Below are 20,149 nucleotides of genomic sequence, written 5' to 3' on the forward strand. Positions count from 1 at the left end.
AAAATCAACTTTCTCTATGGCTATCGGAAAATTCATGCACTTATCAGTAACGCGTTTTTTTGTAGGTATTAATAAAGGAGCTAGGATTATGCGTAAATAGGGATAAAATTGTATTGTGAAGAAGAAAAAATTTAAGAAGCTTGGTAATCCAAATGAATTTTTTGGAAATATCATTACTAAGGATTGGGCAATAGCTATACCTCTTTGTAAATTGACAATGCTATTACTTAGCTACCTTAAAGCAGATGGATAAATTTCCAAAAGGAGCCATTTTGCATAGTGAGCAAGGTTCAACCTACACTACAAAAGAATTTTTTGAAGTAGCCCGCAAAAAAAACGTTATCCGAAGTATGTCCCGTATGGGGACGCCTTCAGATAACGCACCAATAGAATTGTTTCATTCCTCGTTAAAGTCTGAAACATTCTACATTAACAAAGAACCGATTGGTTCTAATAACATCGTAATCGATAGTGTTCAAAATTACATTACATTTTGGAATAACAAACGAATCTTAACGAAATTAGGTCATCTTTCACCAGTAGATTACCGGAAAAAGATGACCTAATGAGATGCTCTTTTTAAATTGTGTCAAAAAGCAGTTGCATTCCCAATGAGCAGATGTCGCTTTTGTGCTCTAATTACATGTTCATATCAATAACCATGCGGCCATTGATTGTTCCTTCGAGCATTTCAGTGAAAATATCATTAATATCTTCAATTGGACGATTTTTCACAATTGGAACGACTTTACCTTCGGCAGCAAACATGAAAGCTTCACGTAAATCTTCACGTGTTCCAACAAGTGAGCCCACAACTTCAATACCATCTAGGACAAGACGAGGGATATTTAAGTCCATTGAATCTGATGGAAGACCGACAGCAACCACACGACCAGCTGCTCGCACACAATCAACCGCTTGGTTGAAGGCGCCTTTCGAAACGGCTGTAATAACAGTTGCGTGTGCACCACCGATTTTTTCTTGGATAACGTTTACAGGGTCTGCGTTTTTGGCATTAATCACCATATCTGCACCGAGTTCTTTTGCAAGTGCTAATTTATCATCATTAATATCAATAACGACAACTTTAGCATTGAAAACATCTTTAGCGTATTGGAGGGCAAGGTTTCCTAAACCACCAACGCCGTAGATTGCAAGCCATTGGCCAGGAGCAACGCCTGAAACTTTAACGGCTTTGTATGTAGTGACACCTGCGCAAGTTATACTACTGGCAGCAGCAGAATCTAAACCATCGGGAACTTTTACAGCGTAATCTGCCGTTACGATACATTTTTCAGCCATCGCGCCATCAACAGAGTAGCCGGCATTTTTAACGCTACGACAAAATGTTTCTCTACCAGTGTTGCAGTATTCACAGACGCCACAACCTTCGAAGAACCAAGCGATACTCACGCGGTCGCCAACTTTGAGACTCGTTACATCATCGGCAATTTCGACAACCGTTCCGATACCTTCATGTCCAAGTACCCGGCCGGGTACTTCACCGAAGTCACCGTCTTTTACGTGTAGGTCAGTATGACAAACACCACAATGTGTCACATCAACAAGTGCTTCGCCAGCTTTAATCGGGCGAATATCCATTTCTCTTACATCAACTTTATGGTCTTTAGTAACGATTGCTGCTTTCATTTTCATCATTATCTCTCCCTTTAGTTAAGTAATCATGTGTACTAGTACAGTTTAACTGAAAGCGATTTATATTGCTACAAAGATGGGTGAATGTTCGCAAAATAGTCACAAATAACTAATTGAATGGACTGAAAACGACGATTTCTTTGTTAAAGTAATACAGAACTGATACAGTTAGGTGCTATTTAATTTCAATCGCAATAATCATTGGAGGGTCGTTTTTTTGATTTGTAAACTGATAGTTAAGCACAGCATAATCCGCTTGAGGCAACGCGTTTGTAAAAGTGTGCAGTGCTTCTTTTTCTAATTTACCTTGGTGGTGTCCATAATAAACGGTTAAGACGACTAAACCACCTGATGGCATCATTTTCAGTAGCTGCTTAACGGCAGACAAGGTTGAATCAGTGGTTGTTGTGATTGTTTTATCGCCACCAGGTAAATAGCCGAGATTAAAGATAGCAGCAGTTAGTTTAGCATAAAGTTGTGGATCAACCAACTGAGTTATCTGTTCATGACCGTTAGCACTTAATGTCAATGAGGCAAGTGAAATGTTAGCGTCAGCTAAACGTTTTCTCGTCGCCTCTACAGCGGCTTCTTGAATATCACAGCCGATCAAATGACCTTTTTGGCCTATTAGTTGCGCTAAAAAAAGCGTGTCGTGGCCATTGCCGATTGTGGCGTCGATTACAGCGTTTCCGGGTTGGACTTTTTGTTGCAATAAATAATGTGAAAAAGAAAGGGCATTTTTTAAAATCATTTGAAATCTCCACCATTCGTTAATTTATACCTCTATTTTAGCATAAATGTTTTAGAATTAAATCGCTCAAAACCCTTGCTAAAACGCTTTTTATTGACTACAATAAGGATATAGAATAAAACGATGATAGGAACTAGTAATGTGGCAGTGTTGTTGAGAGAGTTAGCGGATGGTGTGAGCTAATCAATACGAAACATGAACTCATCCTTGAGTGCTGCAGTGAACGGAGTAGTTGCAGCCGCTGATTCCGCGTTATGGAATTCGAGTGAATACACAATGTGTATTAATGACGGGTGGTACCGCGGGAAAATAATCTCGTCCCGAAAAGTCAAATGTTGACTTTTTGGGGCGTTTTTTTGTACCCAAAAAAGGGGGAACTATCATCGTTTTGATCATTTGTAAAAGAGAGGAAGATTGAAATGACATTTAATCATCGTTTAATTGAACCAAAATGGCAATCATACTGGAAAGAAAATAAAACGTTCCAAACTGAAAAAGGTGGCGATGCGGGTAATTTTTACGCGCTCGATATGTTTCCATATCCTTCAGGTGTTGGGCTTCATGTAGGGCATCCCGAAGGTTATACGGCAACCGATATTTTAGCGCGAATGAAACGGGCACAAGGTCATAAAGTCTTGCATCCAATGGGGTGGGATGCCTTCGGTTTACCCGCAGAGCAATACGCGATTGACACAGGCAACGATGTCAAAGAATTTACAGCCAAAAACATCGAAACTTTCCGTGGTCAAATTAATTCGCTTGGTTTCTCGTACGATTGGGACCGCGAAGTAAATACAACGGATCCTGATTATTATAAATGGACACAATGGATTTTTATTCAACTGTATAAAAAAGGCTTGGCTTATGTGGATGAAGTATCAGTTAACTGGTGTCCCGAATTGCGTGCTGTCTTGGCCAATGAAGAGGTAGTCGATGGCTTAAGTGAACGTGGTGGTCATCCGGTTGTACGCCGTCCAATGCGTCAATGGATGTTGAAAATCACAGCGTACGCAGATCGATTAGTCGATGATCTTGATTTAGTCGACTGGCCCGATAGTATTAAAGAGATGCAACGTAACTGGATTGGCCGTTCAAATGGGGCAGAAGTGACTTTTGACGTCAAAGACCATGAAGCAAGTTTCAAAGTGTTTACGACACGTCCAGATACACTTTTTGGTGCAACTTACTGTGTGTTGTCACCTGAACATGATCTCGTGGCTCAAATAACAACCATTGATCAAAAAGAAGCTGTTGAGAGCTATCAAAAAGAAGTATCACTTAAGAGCGATCTTGAACGAACAGATTTAGCGAAAGAAAAAACAGGTGCCTTTACAGGCGCATACGCAATCAATCCAGTTAATGGCATGGCTGTCCCGATTTGGATTGCTGATTATGTCCTTTCAACATACGGTACCGGCGCGATTATGGCGGTGCCAGCTCACGATGAACGTGACTATGAATTCGCACAAACGTTTAACCTGCCGATTATTGCTGTCTTAGAAGGTGGTAATATTGCGGAAGAAGCCTTTACTGGTGAAGGCGTCCACATCAATTCAGACTTCCTCAACGGCTTGGATAAAGCTGCTGGAATCGAACGTGCGATTGACTGGTTAACGACGAATGGAAAAGGTGAGAAAAAAGTATCTTATCGCCTCCGTGACTGGGTATTCTCTCGTCAACGTTATTGGGGTGAACCAATCCCAATCATTCATTGGGAAGATGGTACGATGACAACTGTTCCTGAAGAAGAGTTACCACTTAACTTGCCGCACATGGATCACATTAGACCGTCAGGGACTGGTGAATCACCGTTAGCGAATGCAACGGACTGGTTAGAAGTTGTAGATGCTAAAACGGGCATGAAGGGCCGTCGGGAAACGAATACGATGCCACAATGGGCCGGGTCAAGCTGGTACTTCCTCCGTTTTATCGATCCTGATAACCAAGAAATGTTAGCGGATCCTGAAAAACTAAAAGAATGGTTACCGGTTGATATGTATTTAGGTGGGGCAGAACATGCAGTGTTACATTTGCTTTACGCACGTTTCTGGCATAAATTCTTGTTCGATATTGGTGTTGTACCAACACCAGAACCCTTCCAAAAATTGTATAACCAAGGGATGATCTTGGGTGAAAACAACGAAAAAATGAGTAAATCTCGTGGTAATGTGGTCAATCCAGATGATGTTGTAGCGAAATATGGCGCAGATACATTGCGTGTTTATGAAATGTTTATGGGGCCACTTGATGCAAGCATTGCTTGGAGTGAAAATGGCCTCGATGGGGCGCGTAAATTCCTTGACCGCGTTTGGCGTCTCATGATTGACGAACGTGCGGAAGAAATCAAAGAAAAAATCGTTGCAACGAACGATGGTAGTTTAGACCGTGTCTATCACCAAACCGTTAAAAAAGTAACAGCTGATTTCGAAGTGCTTCACTTTAACACAGCGATTTCACAATTGATGGTGTTCATTAACGAAGCTTATAAAGCAGAGACGGTTTACAAAGGCTATCTTGAAGGATTCCTCCAATTGTTAGCACCTGTTGCACCTCACATGGCAGAAGAATTATGGCAAAAACTAGGTCATTCAGAAGATATTAGTTATGTCGCATGGCCAACATATGAAGAAGCGATGCTGGTTGATGCGACCGTTGAAGTTATTTTCCAAGTCAATGGTAAAGTAAAGAGCCGTGCAAAAGTCGATAATGGCCTTGCAAAAGAAGCGCTTGAGGCACTCGCGATGGCTGATGCAGCGATTCAAGAAAATATTGTGGGGAAAACAATCCGTAAAGTGATTGTTGTTCCAAATAAATTGGTTAATATTGTCGCAAATTAATGACAAAGCCAAACTGAGATTTTTTGGCTCTATGTCAAATAGTGTTGGTGAGTAAACTTTCGCTTAAATTAAGAAGCTTTTTGGATTGTAGATTAAGTTCTACAATCCTTTTTTTTGTATATGATTAATTAGTGATGCAGAGAAGAATGCAATTTCGAAAATTAGTGAAATTCTGATAACCAAAACTAACATGTTTGATAAGTTTAATCTTGTTATTGATGCCTTCTAAATGCCCGTTTGAATAACGATAGATAAAACTATTAGTGATTGCGTCTGAATATTTACGTAATGTTCGTAGGCTTTTTTTTCAAATAGTGAGAAACATCGCTATGCTTTTGATGAATAAGTGCATTGTAAGCTTCAAAATTACGCTGATCAAAGACAACTGTCAGTTGCTGTACGAGTCGGTCGGTTGCTTTGAATGACTCATTCAAGTGAGTCAAGTAATCTATAATACCATGAGAGGTCATCATCCATTTGAACAAAGGTGTATAGCGATACGCGACGTCTTAACACCAGATGTGATGATGTTAAAATTTTTTAGAAGTTCTGCCATAATGAGAGCAGCGCTCTGGTTTATAAGTGAGTGATTCGAAATAACAAATACTCTCAGTACCGTTCACTTTTTGACGAGAACACCAATTTTCAGGGGAGTTTATATTTACAGCTTTAATTCCTGTAGAAAATGCGATCGAATGAGTGGTATAAGACATATATAATTCCTCCTTTGGATTGGTTCAGCGACTTTATTTTAAAGGGAATTTATATATGTTTCTCTTTTTTTGCCTAAAAATAGTGTTAGCGACATATTTCGTCACCAACATTATAAATTATAGAGCCGATTTTTTTTAAAAAATTTGAAACGCTCTGACATCATTGTCAGGGCGTTTTTTTGTTTAGCTGATTAAAGGGGGGACAGAAAACCAACTCTTTTGCTCAGGACAATCGCAAGCGGGTAGCGCCTAAACTAGTTAGAAGAAAAATAATCTTGTAGGATGGCATAAAAATGAAATCAGATGATGGGTAGGTATTATTCGGCTGCAAAATACTTGATTTTGGAACAGTAAGTTACAATGATTTCCCCAGGGTGATGCTTAACTATTTTTAAAGGTATAATCGATTGTAAACAGAATAATGTTTATGTTATCTTAAATAGAGTTAATATTTCCTGCAATAATACATATACCGTTGTAAACGCATCGCTCCCAACTCGTAATTAATTGCCTCTTTTACTGTCTTTTAATACGCGAGAGCCTCAATAATAAACGTGCAGCGTCATGACGTTTGTGAAGGCGACTCTAGCGTCACCCGCAGAAAGCGTCCTTCACATTAGGAATGACTACAAAAAAAGCAACTACCAAAAAAGATAGCTGCAAAAATGACTTATTTTACTAAATTTTGAATAACAACACTATTTGACATAGAGCCAAAAAACACCGCCTGTAGGGAGACGGTGTTTTACTTTTTAAAATTTCCTATTGGGGGAGGAATTTTTAAATGAAAAAAGTTGTCTATAAGCTAAGTGGTAGTTAACCTATAAGAGTATTGTATAAGATGAAAATTACTAAAGGTGGACTAAAGTATGAACAAATTGTTAAATATAAAAAAGAGATACCGCAGGATGCTGTATCTCTCAGATCGAAGATGAAATCAAATTAAACGGTGTTGTTCGCTAATAATAACTGAAATGACTGTATCTTTTGTTGATATTTTTGGCTAAATGGGACAGGCTCACCATGGCGATTTGCAGTGGCTTCGCTTGGACGGCACATTAAAATAATAAAGTAAATGGTACCAATAATTGGTAGCAGCACCCATAAAACGTTCCAACCGCTTTTGCCGCTATCGAGTAAACGACGGATGGCTAAGCCAATTTCGCCAAATGCGAGTAAGAGCCCTATTGCTCCGAGTGAAAAGGAGAGTAACAAACTGCGATTTTGGGCATCGGTTGTAGGGAAGAGTAATTCCAGGATAAAATTAAAAATAGCATAGGCTAAGACAAACCACCAAAACTCAGGACGTGTTGCACGGGTTGTAAAATTAAAATAATTACTGAAAAATAGCTGGATTGCTTTAATCATAAACGGGCCTTATTTCTATTTAGTTAATTGTTAGTCGCTACCTAGTATAACAAATAGTTATATAGATAGTAAAGAAATGTTTTGTTAGGTGGTTTGGACGAAGAAACTTTGCGTAATCGCCGGGACTTCGGTCGTGATTTCAGCTAATAAAGTTTGCGACACGGCTGAATCAACGACACAGAGAGAAATGGCTTTGCCACCTTTACGCCATCGTTCATTCGCGAAACGGGCAATGTTGTAGCCCCGTTTTGTTAAGGCCACGCTAATGTCAGCAATAAACCCAATTGAATCCTCATGATAGAAAAGGAGGGTAGGTTGTTCACCTGTGAATTTCAGCGGCAGTTTTTCGATTTCTTGCACTTCGGCTTTACCGCCACCAAGCGAACTCGCGACAAGTGTTAACGTTTCGTTGTCTTCTGCAATTAAAATCACACGAACGCTATTGGGATGAAAGTTACCAACAGGAACGGTTTCGAAGGTATATCGAAGGTCGCGTTCGTCGGCAATTTGTTTTGCATCGGCGACTTCATTGCTAAAGGTAGTGAAGCCCATTACGCCAGCGAGAAGAGCTAAATCAGTCCCGTGTCCTTGATACGTTTCGGCGAAGGAGCCCATCAATTCAAACCGGACGACCGCTGGTTCGAATGGACACATTTGTCGTGCGATATTACCGATGCGTACGGCACCTGCTGTATGTGAACTTGAGGGTCCAACCATCACCGGTCCAATAATTTCAAACGCGCTTTCATATTTCATTAGACTTCCTCCTTGCATCTTTTATAGCCGAAAATTTCCTTTTTAATACGTTCTCCCGTCGGTGTACCTGCTAATCCACCGATACCTGTTTCACGTAAAGATACAGGCATTTTTTGACCGACTTCGTGCATTACCTTAATGACCTCATCGGGTGGTATGATGCTTTTAACACCAGCTAAAGCCATATCGGCAGCGGCTTCGGCGGTTAAGGCATGGAGCCCGTTTCGGATAATACAAGGAATTTCGACCAATCCTGCGACCGGATCACAGACTAATCCGAGACTGTTTTTCATCGCTAAGCCAACCGCGTGACCAACCTGTGTTGGTGTGCCACCTGCGAGTTCGACAAGCGTGCCAGCTGCCATTGCAGTCGCAGACCCGATTTCAGCCTGGCAACCACCTTCAGCGCCGGAGATAGACGACGAGTTAGCAATAACTAATCCGAGGGCAGAGGCGGTGAAGAGGGCTTCGACTAAGTCGTTGCGTTCAAAGCGACCTGAATCAAGGCAATGAACTAAGACTGCTGGTAAGATGCCGGCTGAACCAGCTGTCGGGGTTGCGACGATGCGGCCCATGCTGGCATTGACTTCGGAAACCGCTAACGCATTTGCAACCACCTTTAATGTGTCAGCGGCGACAAAGGTTTGCCCTCGTTCGGCATACTGCTGTACACGATAGCCATCTCCGCCAGTTAAGCCACTTTTACTGGCAACAGCGTCGTATGTCCCTTTGCGGACGGCTTCTTCCATCACGTCAAATTGAAAAGCCATTTTAGCAAGTAGTTGGGCACGGGTTTCTCCTGTTTGGTTAGTCTCAGTTTCAAGCATCAGCTCGTATATTTTTTTTGATTCATTAGTTGCGCGGGTAAGTAAGTCGTGTAGGTTGGCAAATGCCATAATAAAACCTCGCTTTCGTATTTTAAAGAACTTTTTTACTTGTCATCGATACTTTTTAATGGAACAGTTGTTGTTTCTTTTTGAGTATCGAGTACAATTACTGTTTTTGTTTTAACGACGCCGTGAAGGCCACGTAATTCAGTGGTAATGATACGATCTAAATCACGGGTGCCATGGCAACGAACTTTCACCAAATAATTATCTTCACCAGTAATATGGTGGCATTCTTGGATCTCGGAAATATTAGTAATCAAGCTTAAAAATTCACTCGTATGTTCCGGACGTTCTAAGGTGATGAAGATAAAGGCTGTCAAACCGTAGCCAACTTTTTCGGGGTCAACTTCGGCATGGTAGCCTTAATAATGCCTTTGTCTTCAAGGCGTCGGACCCGGTCGGCCGCTGCAGGACTCGAAAGATCCATTCGTGAAGCAAGTTCAGCCCACGTTATCCGCCCGTTTGCCATCAATTCTGTCAAAGCTTTTTTATCTAAATTATCCATTGGATGTCACCTCATTTTAGTAGTTAATTCAATTATAATATTTATTAAAATTAAGTCAATCTCTATGGAGGCTTATTTATACAATGTTTCTTGTTTTTTCGCTTTTTAGTTATCACGTGATAAAACTTACAAAGAATTGTCATTTTCTTAAAGATAGAGTACACTCAAGTATAGAGTTCTGGTTTCATGTAGCATACTATATGATGCCTCAAAAACATGTGCGAAAGAGTCAGGTGAATTCATGGGGTCTAAATTATTAAGAGGAACGTTTATTTTATCAATTGCAACATTGATATCTAAAATTCTAGGGTTGGTTTACATTATTCCATTTGCAGCAATTATTAAAAATAATGATGCGATGTCCTTATATAACTTCGGTTATATTCCGTATCAAATCTTTTTAAGTATTGCGACAGCAGGTTTGCCACTAGCTGTGGCGAAGTACATTTCGAAATATGAGGCATTAGGGGATTATGAAATCGGCCAAAGGTTGTTCAAATCGGGCTTGGTCATTATGACCTTAACGGGGATTGCTAGTTTCTTGGTTATGTATGGGTTCGCACCACAATTTGCCCATATGGTTAATCCAGTCGATGCGAAAGGGCTGACCGTTTGGTCAGATGACGATATAACACGTGTCATTCGTGCTGTCAGTTGGGCTCTCATTATCATTCCAGCAATGAGTTTAATTCGCGGCTATTTCCAGGGGAAAAGTTCGATGGGTCCATCTGCTGTTTCGCAAGTTATCGAACAATTTGTACGCATTTTATTCATGCTCATCTCAGCCTTCGTCGTCTTATATACCTTAAAAGGTTCAGTCGTTACAGCAATTTCATATGCGACCTTTGCGGCTTTTGTTGGTGCAGTAGCCAGCCTCGTTATATTAATCGTTATTTATTACAAACGAAAACCATACGAAGAAGGGGCTGCAGCCTTGGCTGCAAAACCAGTATCAACATCAAAAGTGTCACTTCTTTCTATCTATAAGGAAGTCATTGTCTATGCGATTCCATTTATCGCTATCGGTGTAGCAATGCCTGTGTATCAAATGATTGATCAATACACGGTGACCCGGATTCTACAACATTTTGCCTATAGTGCAAAAGAGGCCTTGTACTGGTTTAACTTTTTAAACTTTAATGCCAATAAATTGGTATTAATACCAGTTACATTGGCGACCGCTTTTTCAATGGCGCTCGTACCGGTTATTACGACAGCTTATATTAAAGGCAAGTTCAAAGAAATGCATAAAAGTTTAGATGACGTCTTTCAAGTGTTGATGTTTGTTACCATCCCCGCCTGTATTGGGATGATGGTACTTGCACGTCCGATTTACACGATTTTCTTCGGTGACTCTGCGGATGGGGCGACTGTGTTATTCTGGTATTCACCAGTGGCAATTTTATTCTCGCTTTACATGGTGACGACAGCGATTTTACAAGGTATCGATCAACAACGTTACACCGTTTTTTCACTCGTACTTGGTCTCTTTATCAAGGTCGTTACACAGTATCCATTGATTCAATGGTTTGGCATATACGGTGCAATTATTTCAACAGCACTCGGCTTTATCGTTAGTATCTGGGTAACGTTGGTCGTTATTCAGCGAGATGCAGATTACCGTTTAGGTATCGTTATTCGTCGCACAATTTTAATGTCACTGATTGCAGTGGTAATGTTTATCGTCGTCCTTGTTGTTTATTGGTTACTCGGACTCTTCTTAACGCCTGCAACAGTCGCTCAAGCACTACTTATGACGTGTATTGGAGCAGTAGCAGGAATTGTTGTCTATGGTTATCTAGCTATGAAAACGCATTTAATCGATCGCGTCTTTGGCGATCGCGGCACCAACATTCGATTAAAATTCAAAATTAAGTAGGAGATATTATGCGCTTAGATAAATGGTTAAATGATTTAAAGTTATGTTCACGAAGAGAAAGTGGTAAGTTTATTAAACAACATCGTATCGTTGTAAATGATGTGGTAATGACGAACGGCAAGCAACACATCAGTCCTAATAAAGATGTGATTGCAATCGATGGCGAGGTGTTTGCCAGTTATGAAGAACAACTGTACTTCATCATGCATAAACCGGCAGGTGTTGTAACGGCAACGACTGATCGCGTGCATGAAACGGTGATTGATATTATTGCGAATGAGGATGCTCGGAAAGATTTGTTTCCAGTTGGTCGTCTTGATAAAGATACCGAGGGTTTATTAGTTATTACGAATGATGGTCCGATGGCGCATCGTTTATTGTCGCCGAAGAAACACATTGAAAAAGTTTATTACGCTAAAATTGCCGGTGAAGTGACGGCTGCTGATGTAAAGGCCTTTAAAGCAGGGCTTGAAATCAATGAAGAATTTACCGCCTTACCAGCTGATTTAACAATTTTAAGTAGCGGTGATGGTGTCTCTGAAATCGAGATTACTGTCTTCGAAGGTAAGTTTCATCAAGTGAAACGGATGTTTATCGCAGTCGGCAAGGAAGTGACCTATTTGAAACGAATTAAAATGGGTGGCTTTAGTTTACCAACTGATTTAGAAGTGGGAGAATACCGCGCGTTAACGGAAGCAGAATTGGCGCAGTTACAAGGGAGATAAGAATCAATCCGTTTTTAAAAGCGCAGTTGCATGCTATACTAAGCGTATTGATTCAGCAAGAAAGGAACGATTTGAATGGGAATTAGTGTCGATCAAGCGTTACTAACGTTAAAAAACAAAGGCTATAAATTCACCGATAAACGGGAATTTATTTTAGAATATTTTAAAGAAGAAAATAAGTATTTAACGGCAAAAGATGTATTGAAGGCAATGAAAACTGATTTTCCGACATTGAGTTTTGATACGGTTTATCGTAACTTGAAATTATTTGTAACGTTGGATTTGTTTGAGGAAACAGAATTGAACGGCGAAAAACAATATCGTTTAACGTGTGTGCATGGTCATCATCACCACTTTATTTGCACGAACTGTGGATCAACCAAAGAAATCGACCTTTGCCCGATGGATTTACTCTCGGAGAGTATGCCGGGTTATCAAATAGAAGGTCATAAATTTGAAGTTTACGGTAAATGTCCTGTTTGTTTGGCAAGTTGAGCTGTAAACCTCTGGGAGAGTAAGTTTTTTGTTTTCCGTCTAATTGTTAAATGGTACGAAGGTGGTACTAATTTGATCTTTCTTTGTATCGTTTTTCTGAAACCTCGTCGGTATGACGAGGTTTTTTTGAAAGATGCAATCATAGCGGTGAATTTGATTCACTTAAATAGTGGATTAATTCGTTGCCGCTAGTTTTAAGTTGCGTTACCAGATTGTGAGCAATGACTTACCTATTAATCTTACGACCTGAAGGGCAGAATAAGGGAATGAGTGGCTCTTATAGCTCAGTTTATCAGCTGAGTTCATGTTATCAATATGCTATAATTAAGCTGAATTAACACAAGGGTCAGACAGAAAGGGAGGGGACAGATGAACATTAAAGAGATTGCCAAATTAGCAGGTTATTCGGTGACGACTGTATCGCGCGTCATTAATAACCACCCGTATGTCGCTGATGAAAAACGTCGTAAAATTAAAGCGGTGATGAAGGAGGTCGGCTATGTGCCGAATAATACAGCCCGCGCCTTAAGTATTGGGAAATCAAAAAACATCGGCATCGTTGTGCCGTATTCGAATTATCCGTATTTTGATAAGATTGTCGGTGGTGTTGTCGAAGCTGCCTTTATCCAAGACTACAAGGTTACCTTACTGCCAACGAATTACAACCAAGCGACAGAAGAAGGCTATTTCAAAGAATTGCAGGCGAAGAGTTTTGATGGGCTGATTGTCACTTCTAAATGTAACTCGTTTGAGGTGATTGAACAGTATCAAACGCGGGGGAATATTGTCTGTTGTGAAAATACCGATACAGTTAATCTTTCGTCGGTATCCTTAAACCGCGAAGTGGCCTTAACAGAAGCTTTGCGTGCGTTACAACGACAAGGCTATGAGCGTGTGGCAATTGCTGTCAACCGTAATGAGCAAGAAAGTGCTACAACGCGTGCGATGTTTTCGTCATATCGCTCAGTGTTTCAAACATTGCCACCCGAATTAGTATACCGTCGCTGTTCAACTCGGGCTGACGGTGCAGCAGCAATCCGCCACTTTAATACAAGCGCAATTGAAATTGATGCCCTTTTTTTTGAATGATGATGCCATTGCTGTCGGTGCCTATCAAGAATTGGTGCGAACAAACCAAACACATATTAAACTGGTCGGACAAGGCAACGAACTGACGAGTGAGTTGTTGAAGATGGCAACGATTGACCATCAATTAACTATGATTGGTAAAGAGGCTTTTCGCCTTTTGTTTTTAAATAAGATTACGAAAACGACGTTGCAATCCGTCTATATTGAACGAGGAGAGATATGATGAAAACAGGGATAATTGATCGGTTTGAAGGAAAGTACGCGGTGATTGAATTCGCGGACGAGATGCAAGATATGTTAAAAAAAGAGCTGCCAAGCGGAATTAAGGTCGGTGATGTGCTCGTGTTTGAAGCTGGGGACATCCGCATTAATCGTGAGGCACGTCGAAAATTAGAGAATGAAATCGAACAGTTGGCAGACGAAATTATTTGAAGATTAAAAAAAACATCTCAAAAAGAGGTGTTTTTTTATGTGATTATTCGGTAAGATTAAAGAGTAAGTTGACAATATAGGGGGATAATTATGAAAAAAATACAGTTGGTGTTGATTGCTTTCATCACAGCGGTGTTGCTAATGGGAGCAACACCAGTCAAAAACAGCAGTTCTGTCAAAATGCACGTTATTAATGTAGGGCAAGGGGATGCCATTCTTATTCAAACGGGCAAAGAAAATATCTTAGTTGATGGTGGTAATAAAGGGAAGGGGTCCGTTGTACTCGCTTATTTGAAACGTAAAAATATTAAGACGCTCGATGCAGTGGTATCAACACATCCCGATGCGGATCATGTCGGGGGGTTAGCGAGCGTTATTAGTAATATGAAGGTGAAGAGTGTCTACGCCCCGCGTGTGACACATACAACAATTGCCTATAAAAACTTTTTGACAGCGGTCAAACGTAAAAAGCTTAAAATTAAGGTAGCCAAAAAAGGCGTCGTTATACCGACAAAACCTAAAAATGTAACGGTCAAATTTTTAGGCCCAGTTAAAGACTATAATAAAAGTGATCTAAACAACTGGAGTGCTGTTTTACAAGTGCAACATAGTCAAAAGAAATTTTTGTTAACGGGTGATATGGAAACACGGGCTGAAAATGACTTGTTAAAAGCGAAAGTGTTGTCTAAGGTTGATGTGCTGAAGGTGAGTCATCACGGAGCTAAACAAGCAAGTACGGCAAATTTTTTACAAAAAAACGAAACCAAACTATGCGGCAATTAGCGTCGGAAGTAGCAATCGCTATGGTCACCCGACTGGGGCAACCTTAAGCCGTTTGGCACGTATTAAAGCAAAGGTCTATCGCACGGATAAAGGCGGCAACATTATTTTTACATCAAATGGTAAAAAAATCAGTGTTTCACGTCGCTAAGGCCGATAGTTATCGAGCAATTGATTAAATTGTGGTATAATCAGAAAGAAACTTAAGCAACGGTAGAGAGGGACGACGATATGTATAAATTCATCATTTTAGCGTTAGCTCTTCTAGGAATCGATCAAGGTACGAAAGCGTTAATTGTGAGCCGTCTTAATCTCGGTGATCAAATTGAAGTTATTCCTAATTTTTTGTACATCACATCAATTAGAAATCGCGGCGCTGCTTGGGGTATTTTAGAAGATCACATGAGTATATTTTATGTTATAACAACGGTGGTAGTACTCGCAATTGTTTTTGCATTTTATAAATATAAAAAAGAACATTTTACACTTCATCTTAGTTTGAGTTTGATTTTAGCAGGGGCAGTCGGCAACTTAGTAGACCGGATTCGCTACCAAGAAGTGGTTGATTTCATCCAAACGATTTGGGGCAACTATTACTTCCCTATCTTTAATGTAGCAGACATGTGCTTAAGTATCGGTGTGGTGGTATTAATGGTGTATGTTCTTTTTGGCGACAAGTGGAACAAAAAGAAAAGCAAGCAGAGAGGAAAATATTACTTTGAATAAAAAACAAATGACAGTAACAGAAGAGGTTGTTGACCAACGTCTTGATAAGGCATTAAGCACAGTCGACCCTGAAATTAGCCGTACGCAGGCAGTTGCGATGGTTAAAGATGGTATCATCACGGTTAATGGCGAAGTTAAAAAGGCTAAATATAAAGTGCAATTAAACGATATCATTGATTATGCGATTAAAGAGCCCGAAGAATTGGTGATTGAAGCGGAAGATATTCCACTTGATGTTATTTATGAAGATGAGGATGTTATCGTCGTAAATAAACCACAAGGAATGGTTGTTCATCCATCAGCTGGTCATACGTCGGGTACGTTAGTGAATGCCTTAATGCATCACTGTAAAGATTTATCAAGTATTAATGGCGTTATCCGTCCAGGGATTGTTCATCGTATTGATAAAGATACATCTGGCTTGTTGATGGTTGCTAAAAATGATAAAGCGCATATTGCGTTAGCGCAAGAACTAAAAGATCACAAAGCTGATCGTCATTATTTAGCACTTGTTCATGGCGAAATTACGCATTCAAAAGGAACAATCGATGCCCCTGTTGGTCGATCTAAGACTGATCGTCAAAAAATGGCAGTCGTTGATCATGGTAAACCAGCTGTATCGCATTTTGAAGTATTGGAGCATTTTGTCAACTTCACACTCGTTGAATGTCAATTAGAAACAGGACGTACACACCAAATCCGTGTGCATTTCCGTTACATTGAACATCCGCTTGCAGGTGATCCTAAATATGGTCCGAAGAAAACAATCGGAACAGATGGTCAATTTTTACATGCGAAAACATTAGCCTTTACACATCCACGTACAGGTGAAAAAATGACTTTTGAAGCACCACTACCAAAAAACTTTAACGATATGATCGAAACATTACGTGCCGGTCGCCTTGTTAAATTAGAAAAAAATTGATGACGAAACCTCCCGGTGTAAACTGGGAGGTTTTTTAGGAGGCCTTACAGATGATAACAACAGCACAAGCGCAAATATGTGGCCTCATCAATAATGAGGCACATTCATGGCAAGCAGAACCGCAAAATGCAGCATACGATGGGGCAGTATTCCAGTATGATTCGTCTGTTTTTCGAGTACGACGGGCGAAGCGAACGCCTAAAAAGGCCGGTTATTTTGTCGCATTTTGGCAAAAGGATGAGCAGTTCCGTAATCAAGCCTATCACGTAGCAGATAGCCCAGCGAAGTTGGTTGTTGTCATCAGTGATGGCGAGCGGCAAGGGCAGTTTGTTTTCCCGAAGGAAGTGTTACATACTCACGGTGTGTTACGCGATGCCAAGCAAGCGGGAAAGATGGCGATGCGTGTGTATCCTCAATGGGAGAAGGTCTTGAATAAGACAGCAACGAGCACACAGACGTGGCAGCTCCCGTATTTTGTTGATCTAACAAAATTAGGTGCGCTTGAAAACCTTCGTAAGTTATATCGAAAAGATTAATCAATAAGCAAGTTAATCATAAAAAGCTCTTGACGTTTAACCTAACTGCGTTATGATGTAAATAACTTAAATAACCTTTAACCTAGTCCAGAGAGACTAAGAAGGCATTGAATCGTATACAGGGGTAAAACTACCTTTGTAGAACAGTAGTTTGGCTACTGTTAAAAACGCTTATGCCCTCGCATAGGCGTTTTTTTTTCGTGCAAGGTTACAACTAAAAGAGGTGAAAAAATGTCGAAAACTGTTGAAATTATGGACCAGCAAGCAATGCACCGTGCCATCACTCGTTTAACGTATGAAATTATCGAAAAAAACAAGGGGATTGAAAATATCGTCTTAATTGGTATTAAAACGCGAGGTATTTTCTTAGCACAACGCTTTGCCAATCGTTTGCAACAAATCGAAGGCATCGAAGTTCCCGTTGGTGATGTCGATATTACCTTGTACCGTGACGACGTCCATAAATCGTCATCGCTAGAAATCCAACCATCGTATAACGGACATTCGATTCCTTTTTCAATCGATGGCAAAACCGTGGTCCTCGTTGACGACGTCTTGTTTACTGGTCGGACGGTTCGTTCAGCGATGGATGCCATTATGGATGTCGGTCGTCCCGCTCAAATTCAATTAGCTGTTCTCGTCGACCGTGGTCATCGTGAATTGCCAATTCGGGCTGATTATGTCGGTAAAAATATTCCGACAGCGCAAAGTGAAAGTGTGCACGTGCATTTACTTGAATATGATAAACTCGAACAAGATGAAGTCTTGATCGATAAAACCCAATAACAACTCTTTTAATTTAGTCCAGAGAGGCTAAGAAGGAGTTCTCCAGCAAGGAACATCTGTACCTTATGCTGCTGTGAACTCTTATGACCTCTCATAAGAGTTATTTTTTTACACAAAAAGGAGCAAATAAAATGACAGTTAGAAAAACAGTATTAGATATCCACGAAAAACCAACAATCCCACAATGGTTAATTTTAAGTATTCAGCACTTATTCGCAATGTTCGGTTCAACCGTCCTTGTACCACGTCTTGTAGGGATGGACCCAGGTGTTGCCCTTGTCTCAAGTGGTCTTGGTTCATTGGCCTACATCCTCATTACCCGCGGTAAAATACCTGCCTATCTCGGCTCATCGTTCACCTTTATCGCCTCTTTACAGGTAATTGGTTCGCAGTTTGGACACGGTGGTATCATGGTTGGTACCTTATCAGTCGGAATCGTCTATGCCATTATCTCGCTGATTGTTTATAAGTTCGGGATTGGTTGGATGAACCGTGTGTTACCACCAATCGTCGTTGGACCAGTAATCATGGTTATCGGTTTAAGTTTAGCGCCAACAGCAGCAGGCATGGCAATGAACACCTCAGGTGGTGTTGAAAACTACAGCGTTCAAAGTTTGATGATTGCTGGTATTACCTTAATAGTCACTATTTTCACAATGATGTTCTTTAAGGGTATCTTAAGCCTTATCCCGATTTTAGTCGGTATTATTGTCGGATACATCGTGAGTGTGTGTGTTGGTGTCGTTGATTTCGGGCCGGTTGCCAATGCCTCATTGTTCTCAGTGCCAAACTTTTCATTCCCATTCATTACAGATACACCCATTTTCAACCCAACTGTCATTCTCTTGATGGCGCCACTCGCGTTTGTCACAATGGCAGAACATATGGGTCATCAATTCGTGCTTAATAAAATTACGAACCGTAACTTCTTCGAAGATCCAGGCTTACATAAATCATTATTAGGTGACGGAATGGCTTCAGTCATTGCTTCATTCATCGGTGGACCACCGGTAACGTCATACGGTGAAAACTTAGGCGTATTAGCAATTACACGGGTGTACAGTATTTACGTCATTGCAGGTGCGGGAATCTTCGCTGTCTTGTTCGGCTTTATCGGTTACGTAAGTGCCTTTATTAACTCTATTCCAGCGTCAGTCTTAGGTGGGGTATCGTTCTTACTGTTCGGTGTTATCGCCGCTAATGGCATGAAAATATTAGTCGATAATAAAATCGACTTTGACGATAACCGCAACCTCGTGATTGCCTCAGTAATATTAGTCATTGGTATCGGTGGAGTGATGATCAGCTTTGCAGGCTCAGACCTTAAACTGGAAGGGATGTCATTGGCTGCCATCGTCGGTATTTTAATCAACTTAATTATCCCACAATCAAACAAAGAAGCGTAAAGGGGTGTGTTAGATGAAACATTTTGTTGCAATTGAACAGTTAAGTGTCAATGACATTCATCAGTTACTCGATCGTGCGCTTGCCTTTAAGCAAGGTGAGGTTGTAAAGCCGCAACCACGGTTTATTGCCAATCTCTTTTTTGAAAATTCAACACGAACACATTTAAGTTTCGAGGTAGCACAGCGTCGCTTGGGGATGCAAGTGCTTCCCTTTGATGCCTCACAATCGAGTATTAGTAAGGGTGAAACCTTATACGACACCTTGTTAACACTTGAGGCTATTGGGGTTGAAGCAGTGGTCATCCGTCACAGTGAAAATAATTATTACGAACCGTTGGTTGATAAACTGAAGATGAGTATTATTAACGGCGGTGATGGCAGTGGCCATCATCCATCACAGTCATTGCTTGATGTAATGACGATTCGTGAAGAATTTGGCACGATTGCTGGCTTGAAAATTCTCATTAGCGGTGATTTAGCTCATAGCCGGGTCGCTCGTTCAAATGCTTATGTGTTACAGCAATTAGGCGCTGAGTTATTTTTTAGTGGGCCAGCGGCACTTTATGATGAGTCGTTTAACACTTACGGTTCATACTGCGAAATTGATGAGGCGATTGCTGAGATGGACGTGGTGATGTTACTACGTGTGCAACATGAACGTCATCAGAATAATAATGATGATACAAAGACAGACTATCATGCACAATTTGGTCTTACGAACGAACGTGCACAGCAAATGAAAGCGACTGCGATTATTATGCATCCTAGTCCTGTCAATCGTGGGGTGGAAATCGCAGATGAGTTAGTAGAAAGCAAACGCTCACGGATTGTGACACAAATGCAAAATGGCGTGTATGCACGGATGGCAATTTTAGAAGCAATTACACAATAGAG

At 40.7% G+C, this 20,149-nt stretch carries 20 protein-coding genes, 3 pseudogenes and 1 other annotated feature; of the genes and pseudogenes, 15 read left to right on the forward strand and 8 right to left on the reverse strand.

Annotation, left to right across the window (positions count from 1 at the left end; all coding sequences use genetic code 11):
- Positions 1 to 233 precede the first annotated feature (233 nt).
- Positions 234 to 566, forward strand: a pseudogene (locus BCAMP_RS09190) (IS3 family transposase); the annotation flags it as partial.
- Positions 567 to 639: 73 nt separating this feature from the next.
- Here BCAMP_RS09190 and adhP read toward each other — a convergent pair.
- The gene (gene adhP / locus BCAMP_RS09195) at positions 640 to 1,650 is read right to left on the reverse strand and encodes an alcohol dehydrogenase AdhP (RefSeq protein ID WP_035315184.1); all 1,011 of its coding nucleotides are present in this window, start codon (positions 1,648 to 1,650) and stop codon (positions 640 to 642) included.
- Positions 1,651 to 1,831: 181 nt separating this feature from the next.
- Positions 1,832 to 2,407, reverse strand: a complete 576-nt coding sequence (locus BCAMP_RS09200; RefSeq protein ID WP_035315147.1) for a class I SAM-dependent methyltransferase — start codon at positions 2,405 to 2,407, stop codon at positions 1,832 to 1,834.
- A 114-nt stretch (positions 2,408 to 2,521) separates the two neighbouring features.
- Positions 2,522 to 2,733: a binding site (T-box leader), on the forward strand.
- Positions 2,734 to 2,826: 93 nt separating this feature from the next.
- Between BCAMP_RS09200 and leuS the strand changes: the two genes are divergently transcribed.
- Entirely contained in the window at positions 2,827 to 5,244 is a 2,418-nt protein-coding gene (gene leuS, locus BCAMP_RS09205; RefSeq protein WP_035315148.1) for a leucine--tRNA ligase, read from the forward strand.
- A gap of 124 nt (positions 5,245 to 5,368) precedes the next feature.
- On the opposite strand, the pseudogene BCAMP_RS13190 reads toward leuS, so the two are convergent.
- The 6 genes and pseudogenes from BCAMP_RS13190 to BCAMP_RS14435 all read right to left on the reverse strand — a co-directional run.
- A pseudogene (locus BCAMP_RS13190) lies at positions 5,369 to 5,539 on the reverse strand (transposase); the annotation flags it as partial.
- A 1,360-nt stretch (positions 5,540 to 6,899) separates the two neighbouring features.
- The gene (locus BCAMP_RS09210; RefSeq protein WP_051457012.1) at positions 6,900 to 7,325 is read right to left on the reverse strand and encodes a DUF805 domain-containing protein; all 426 of its coding nucleotides are present in this window, start codon (positions 7,323 to 7,325) and stop codon (positions 6,900 to 6,902) included.
- A gap of 84 nt (positions 7,326 to 7,409) precedes the next feature.
- The gene (sdaAB, locus tag BCAMP_RS13925) at positions 7,410 to 8,081 is read right to left on the reverse strand and encodes an L-serine ammonia-lyase, iron-sulfur-dependent subunit beta (protein WP_035315149.1); all 672 of its coding nucleotides are present in this window, start codon (positions 8,079 to 8,081) and stop codon (positions 7,410 to 7,412) included.
- Complete coding sequence (gene sdaAA, locus BCAMP_RS13930) at positions 8,081 to 8,977, reverse strand: L-serine ammonia-lyase, iron-sulfur-dependent, subunit alpha (RefSeq protein ID WP_035315151.1); 897 nt, start codon at positions 8,975 to 8,977, stop codon at positions 8,081 to 8,083. The genes sdaAB and sdaAA overlap by 1 nt, the downstream gene beginning before the upstream one ends.
- 35 nt (positions 8,978 to 9,012) lie before the next feature.
- Positions 9,013 to 9,291 carry an Lrp/AsnC family transcriptional regulator gene (locus tag BCAMP_RS14430; RefSeq protein WP_232217965.1) on the reverse strand — a complete coding sequence of 93 codons (279 nt, stop codon included), beginning with the start codon at positions 9,289 to 9,291 and terminating at the stop codon, positions 9,013 to 9,015.
- Complete coding sequence (locus tag BCAMP_RS14435; protein WP_232217966.1) at positions 9,288 to 9,476, reverse strand: winged helix-turn-helix transcriptional regulator; 189 nt, start codon at positions 9,474 to 9,476, stop codon at positions 9,288 to 9,290. The genes BCAMP_RS14430 and BCAMP_RS14435 overlap by 4 nt, the downstream gene beginning before the upstream one ends.
- 241 nt (positions 9,477 to 9,717) lie before the next feature.
- Between BCAMP_RS14435 and BCAMP_RS09230 the strand changes: the two genes are divergently transcribed.
- From BCAMP_RS09230 to BCAMP_RS09285, 13 genes and pseudogenes are all read left to right on the forward strand, one after another.
- A complete protein-coding gene (locus BCAMP_RS09230; RefSeq protein WP_035315153.1) occupies positions 9,718 to 11,355 on the forward strand; it encodes a putative polysaccharide biosynthesis protein in 1,638 nt (545 codons plus the stop codon).
- Positions 11,356 to 11,363: 8 nt separating this feature from the next.
- Complete coding sequence (locus BCAMP_RS09235; protein WP_035315155.1) at positions 11,364 to 12,080, forward strand: pseudouridine synthase; 717 nt, start codon at positions 11,364 to 11,366, stop codon at positions 12,078 to 12,080.
- A gap of 75 nt (positions 12,081 to 12,155) precedes the next feature.
- On the forward strand, positions 12,156 to 12,575 hold the full coding sequence (locus BCAMP_RS09240; RefSeq protein WP_035315156.1) for a Fur family transcriptional regulator: 420 nt from the start codon (positions 12,156 to 12,158) through the stop codon (positions 12,573 to 12,575).
- 369 nt (positions 12,576 to 12,944) lie between these two features.
- Positions 12,945 to 13,664 (forward strand): LacI family DNA-binding transcriptional regulator, encoded by a 720-nt coding sequence (locus tag BCAMP_RS09245; protein WP_051457013.1) that lies wholly within the window; start codon positions 12,945 to 12,947, stop codon positions 13,662 to 13,664.
- On the forward strand, positions 13,642 to 13,887 hold the full coding sequence (locus BCAMP_RS12705; RefSeq protein ID WP_156921208.1) for a type 1 periplasmic-binding domain-containing protein: 246 nt from the start codon (positions 13,642 to 13,644) through the stop codon (positions 13,885 to 13,887). Before BCAMP_RS09245 ends, BCAMP_RS12705 begins: the two co-directional genes overlap by 23 nt.
- Entirely contained in the window at positions 13,884 to 14,096 is a 213-nt protein-coding gene (locus BCAMP_RS09250; protein WP_198015763.1) for a DUF3006 domain-containing protein, read from the forward strand. Before BCAMP_RS12705 ends, BCAMP_RS09250 begins: the two co-directional genes overlap by 4 nt.
- Before the next feature lie 90 nt (positions 14,097 to 14,186).
- Positions 14,187 to 15,027 (forward strand): annotated as a pseudogene (locus BCAMP_RS09255) (ComEC/Rec2 family competence protein).
- Between the two features lie 80 nt (positions 15,028 to 15,107).
- Positions 15,108 to 15,602, forward strand: a complete 495-nt coding sequence (lspA, locus tag BCAMP_RS09260; RefSeq protein ID WP_035315158.1) for a signal peptidase II — start codon at positions 15,108 to 15,110, stop codon at positions 15,600 to 15,602.
- Complete coding sequence (locus tag BCAMP_RS09265) at positions 15,595 to 16,527, forward strand: RluA family pseudouridine synthase (protein ID WP_408605191.1); 933 nt, start codon at positions 15,595 to 15,597, stop codon at positions 16,525 to 16,527. Before lspA ends, BCAMP_RS09265 begins: the two co-directional genes overlap by 8 nt.
- A gap of 50 nt (positions 16,528 to 16,577) precedes the next feature.
- Complete coding sequence (locus BCAMP_RS09270) at positions 16,578 to 17,063, forward strand: MepB family protein (protein ID WP_035315159.1); 486 nt, start codon at positions 16,578 to 16,580, stop codon at positions 17,061 to 17,063.
- Positions 17,064 to 17,294: 231 nt separating this feature from the next.
- A complete protein-coding gene (gene pyrR, locus BCAMP_RS09275; protein WP_035315161.1) occupies positions 17,295 to 17,849 on the forward strand; it encodes a bifunctional pyr operon transcriptional regulator/uracil phosphoribosyltransferase PyrR in 555 nt (184 codons plus the stop codon).
- 131 nt (positions 17,850 to 17,980) lie between these two features.
- On the forward strand, positions 17,981 to 19,255 hold the full coding sequence (locus BCAMP_RS09280) for a uracil-xanthine permease family protein (RefSeq protein WP_035315163.1): 1,275 nt from the start codon (positions 17,981 to 17,983) through the stop codon (positions 19,253 to 19,255).
- Between the two features lie 13 nt (positions 19,256 to 19,268).
- A complete protein-coding gene (locus BCAMP_RS09285; protein ID WP_035315165.1) occupies positions 19,269 to 20,147 on the forward strand; it encodes an aspartate carbamoyltransferase catalytic subunit in 879 nt (292 codons plus the stop codon).
- The last annotated feature ends 2 nt before the right edge of the window (positions 20,148 to 20,149 follow it).

It is taken from the genome of Brochothrix campestris FSL F6-1037 (assembly GCF_000525915.1).
Lineage (GTDB): Bacteria > Bacillota > Bacilli > Lactobacillales > Listeriaceae > Brochothrix > Brochothrix campestris.

Bases quoted from the DNA above. Each gene is read 5' to 3' on its own strand.
- adhP (WP_035315184.1), bottom strand. From the start codon at position 1,650: ATGAAAGCAGCAATCGTTACTAAAGACCATAAAGTTGATGTAAGAGAA.
- BCAMP_RS09200 (WP_035315147.1), bottom strand. From the start codon at position 2,407: ATGATTTTAAAAAATGCCCTTTCTTTTTCACATTATTTATTGCAACAA.
- leuS (WP_035315148.1), top strand. From the start codon at position 2,827: ATGACATTTAATCATCGTTTAATTGAACCAAAATGGCAATCATACTGG.
- BCAMP_RS09210 (WP_051457012.1), bottom strand. From the start codon at position 7,325: ATGATTAAAGCAATCCAGCTATTTTTCAGTAATTATTTTAATTTTACA.
- sdaAB (WP_035315149.1), bottom strand. From the start codon at position 8,081: ATGAAATATGAAAGCGCGTTTGAAATTATTGGACCGGTGATGGTTGGA.
- sdaAA (WP_035315151.1), bottom strand. From the start codon at position 8,977: ATGGCATTTGCCAACCTACACGACTTACTTACCCGCGCAACTAATGAA.
- BCAMP_RS14435 (WP_232217966.1), bottom strand. From the start codon at position 9,476: ATGGATAATTTAGATAAAAAAGCTTTGACAGAATTGATGGCAAACGGG.
- BCAMP_RS09230 (WP_035315153.1), top strand. From the start codon at position 9,718: ATGGGGTCTAAATTATTAAGAGGAACGTTTATTTTATCAATTGCAACA.
- BCAMP_RS09235 (WP_035315155.1), top strand. From the start codon at position 11,364: ATGCGCTTAGATAAATGGTTAAATGATTTAAAGTTATGTTCACGAAGA.
- BCAMP_RS09240 (WP_035315156.1), top strand. From the start codon at position 12,156: ATGGGAATTAGTGTCGATCAAGCGTTACTAACGTTAAAAAACAAAGGC.
- BCAMP_RS09245 (WP_051457013.1), top strand. From the start codon at position 12,945: ATGAACATTAAAGAGATTGCCAAATTAGCAGGTTATTCGGTGACGACT.
- BCAMP_RS09250 (WP_198015763.1), top strand. From the start codon at position 13,884: ATGATGAAAACAGGGATAATTGATCGGTTTGAAGGAAAGTACGCGGTG.
- lspA (WP_035315158.1), top strand. From the start codon at position 15,108: ATGTATAAATTCATCATTTTAGCGTTAGCTCTTCTAGGAATCGATCAA.
- BCAMP_RS09270 (WP_035315159.1), top strand. From the start codon at position 16,578: ATGATAACAACAGCACAAGCGCAAATATGTGGCCTCATCAATAATGAG.
- pyrR (WP_035315161.1), top strand. From the start codon at position 17,295: ATGTCGAAAACTGTTGAAATTATGGACCAGCAAGCAATGCACCGTGCC.
- BCAMP_RS09280 (WP_035315163.1), top strand. From the start codon at position 17,981: ATGACAGTTAGAAAAACAGTATTAGATATCCACGAAAAACCAACAATC.
- BCAMP_RS09285 (WP_035315165.1), top strand. From the start codon at position 19,269: ATGAAACATTTTGTTGCAATTGAACAGTTAAGTGTCAATGACATTCAT.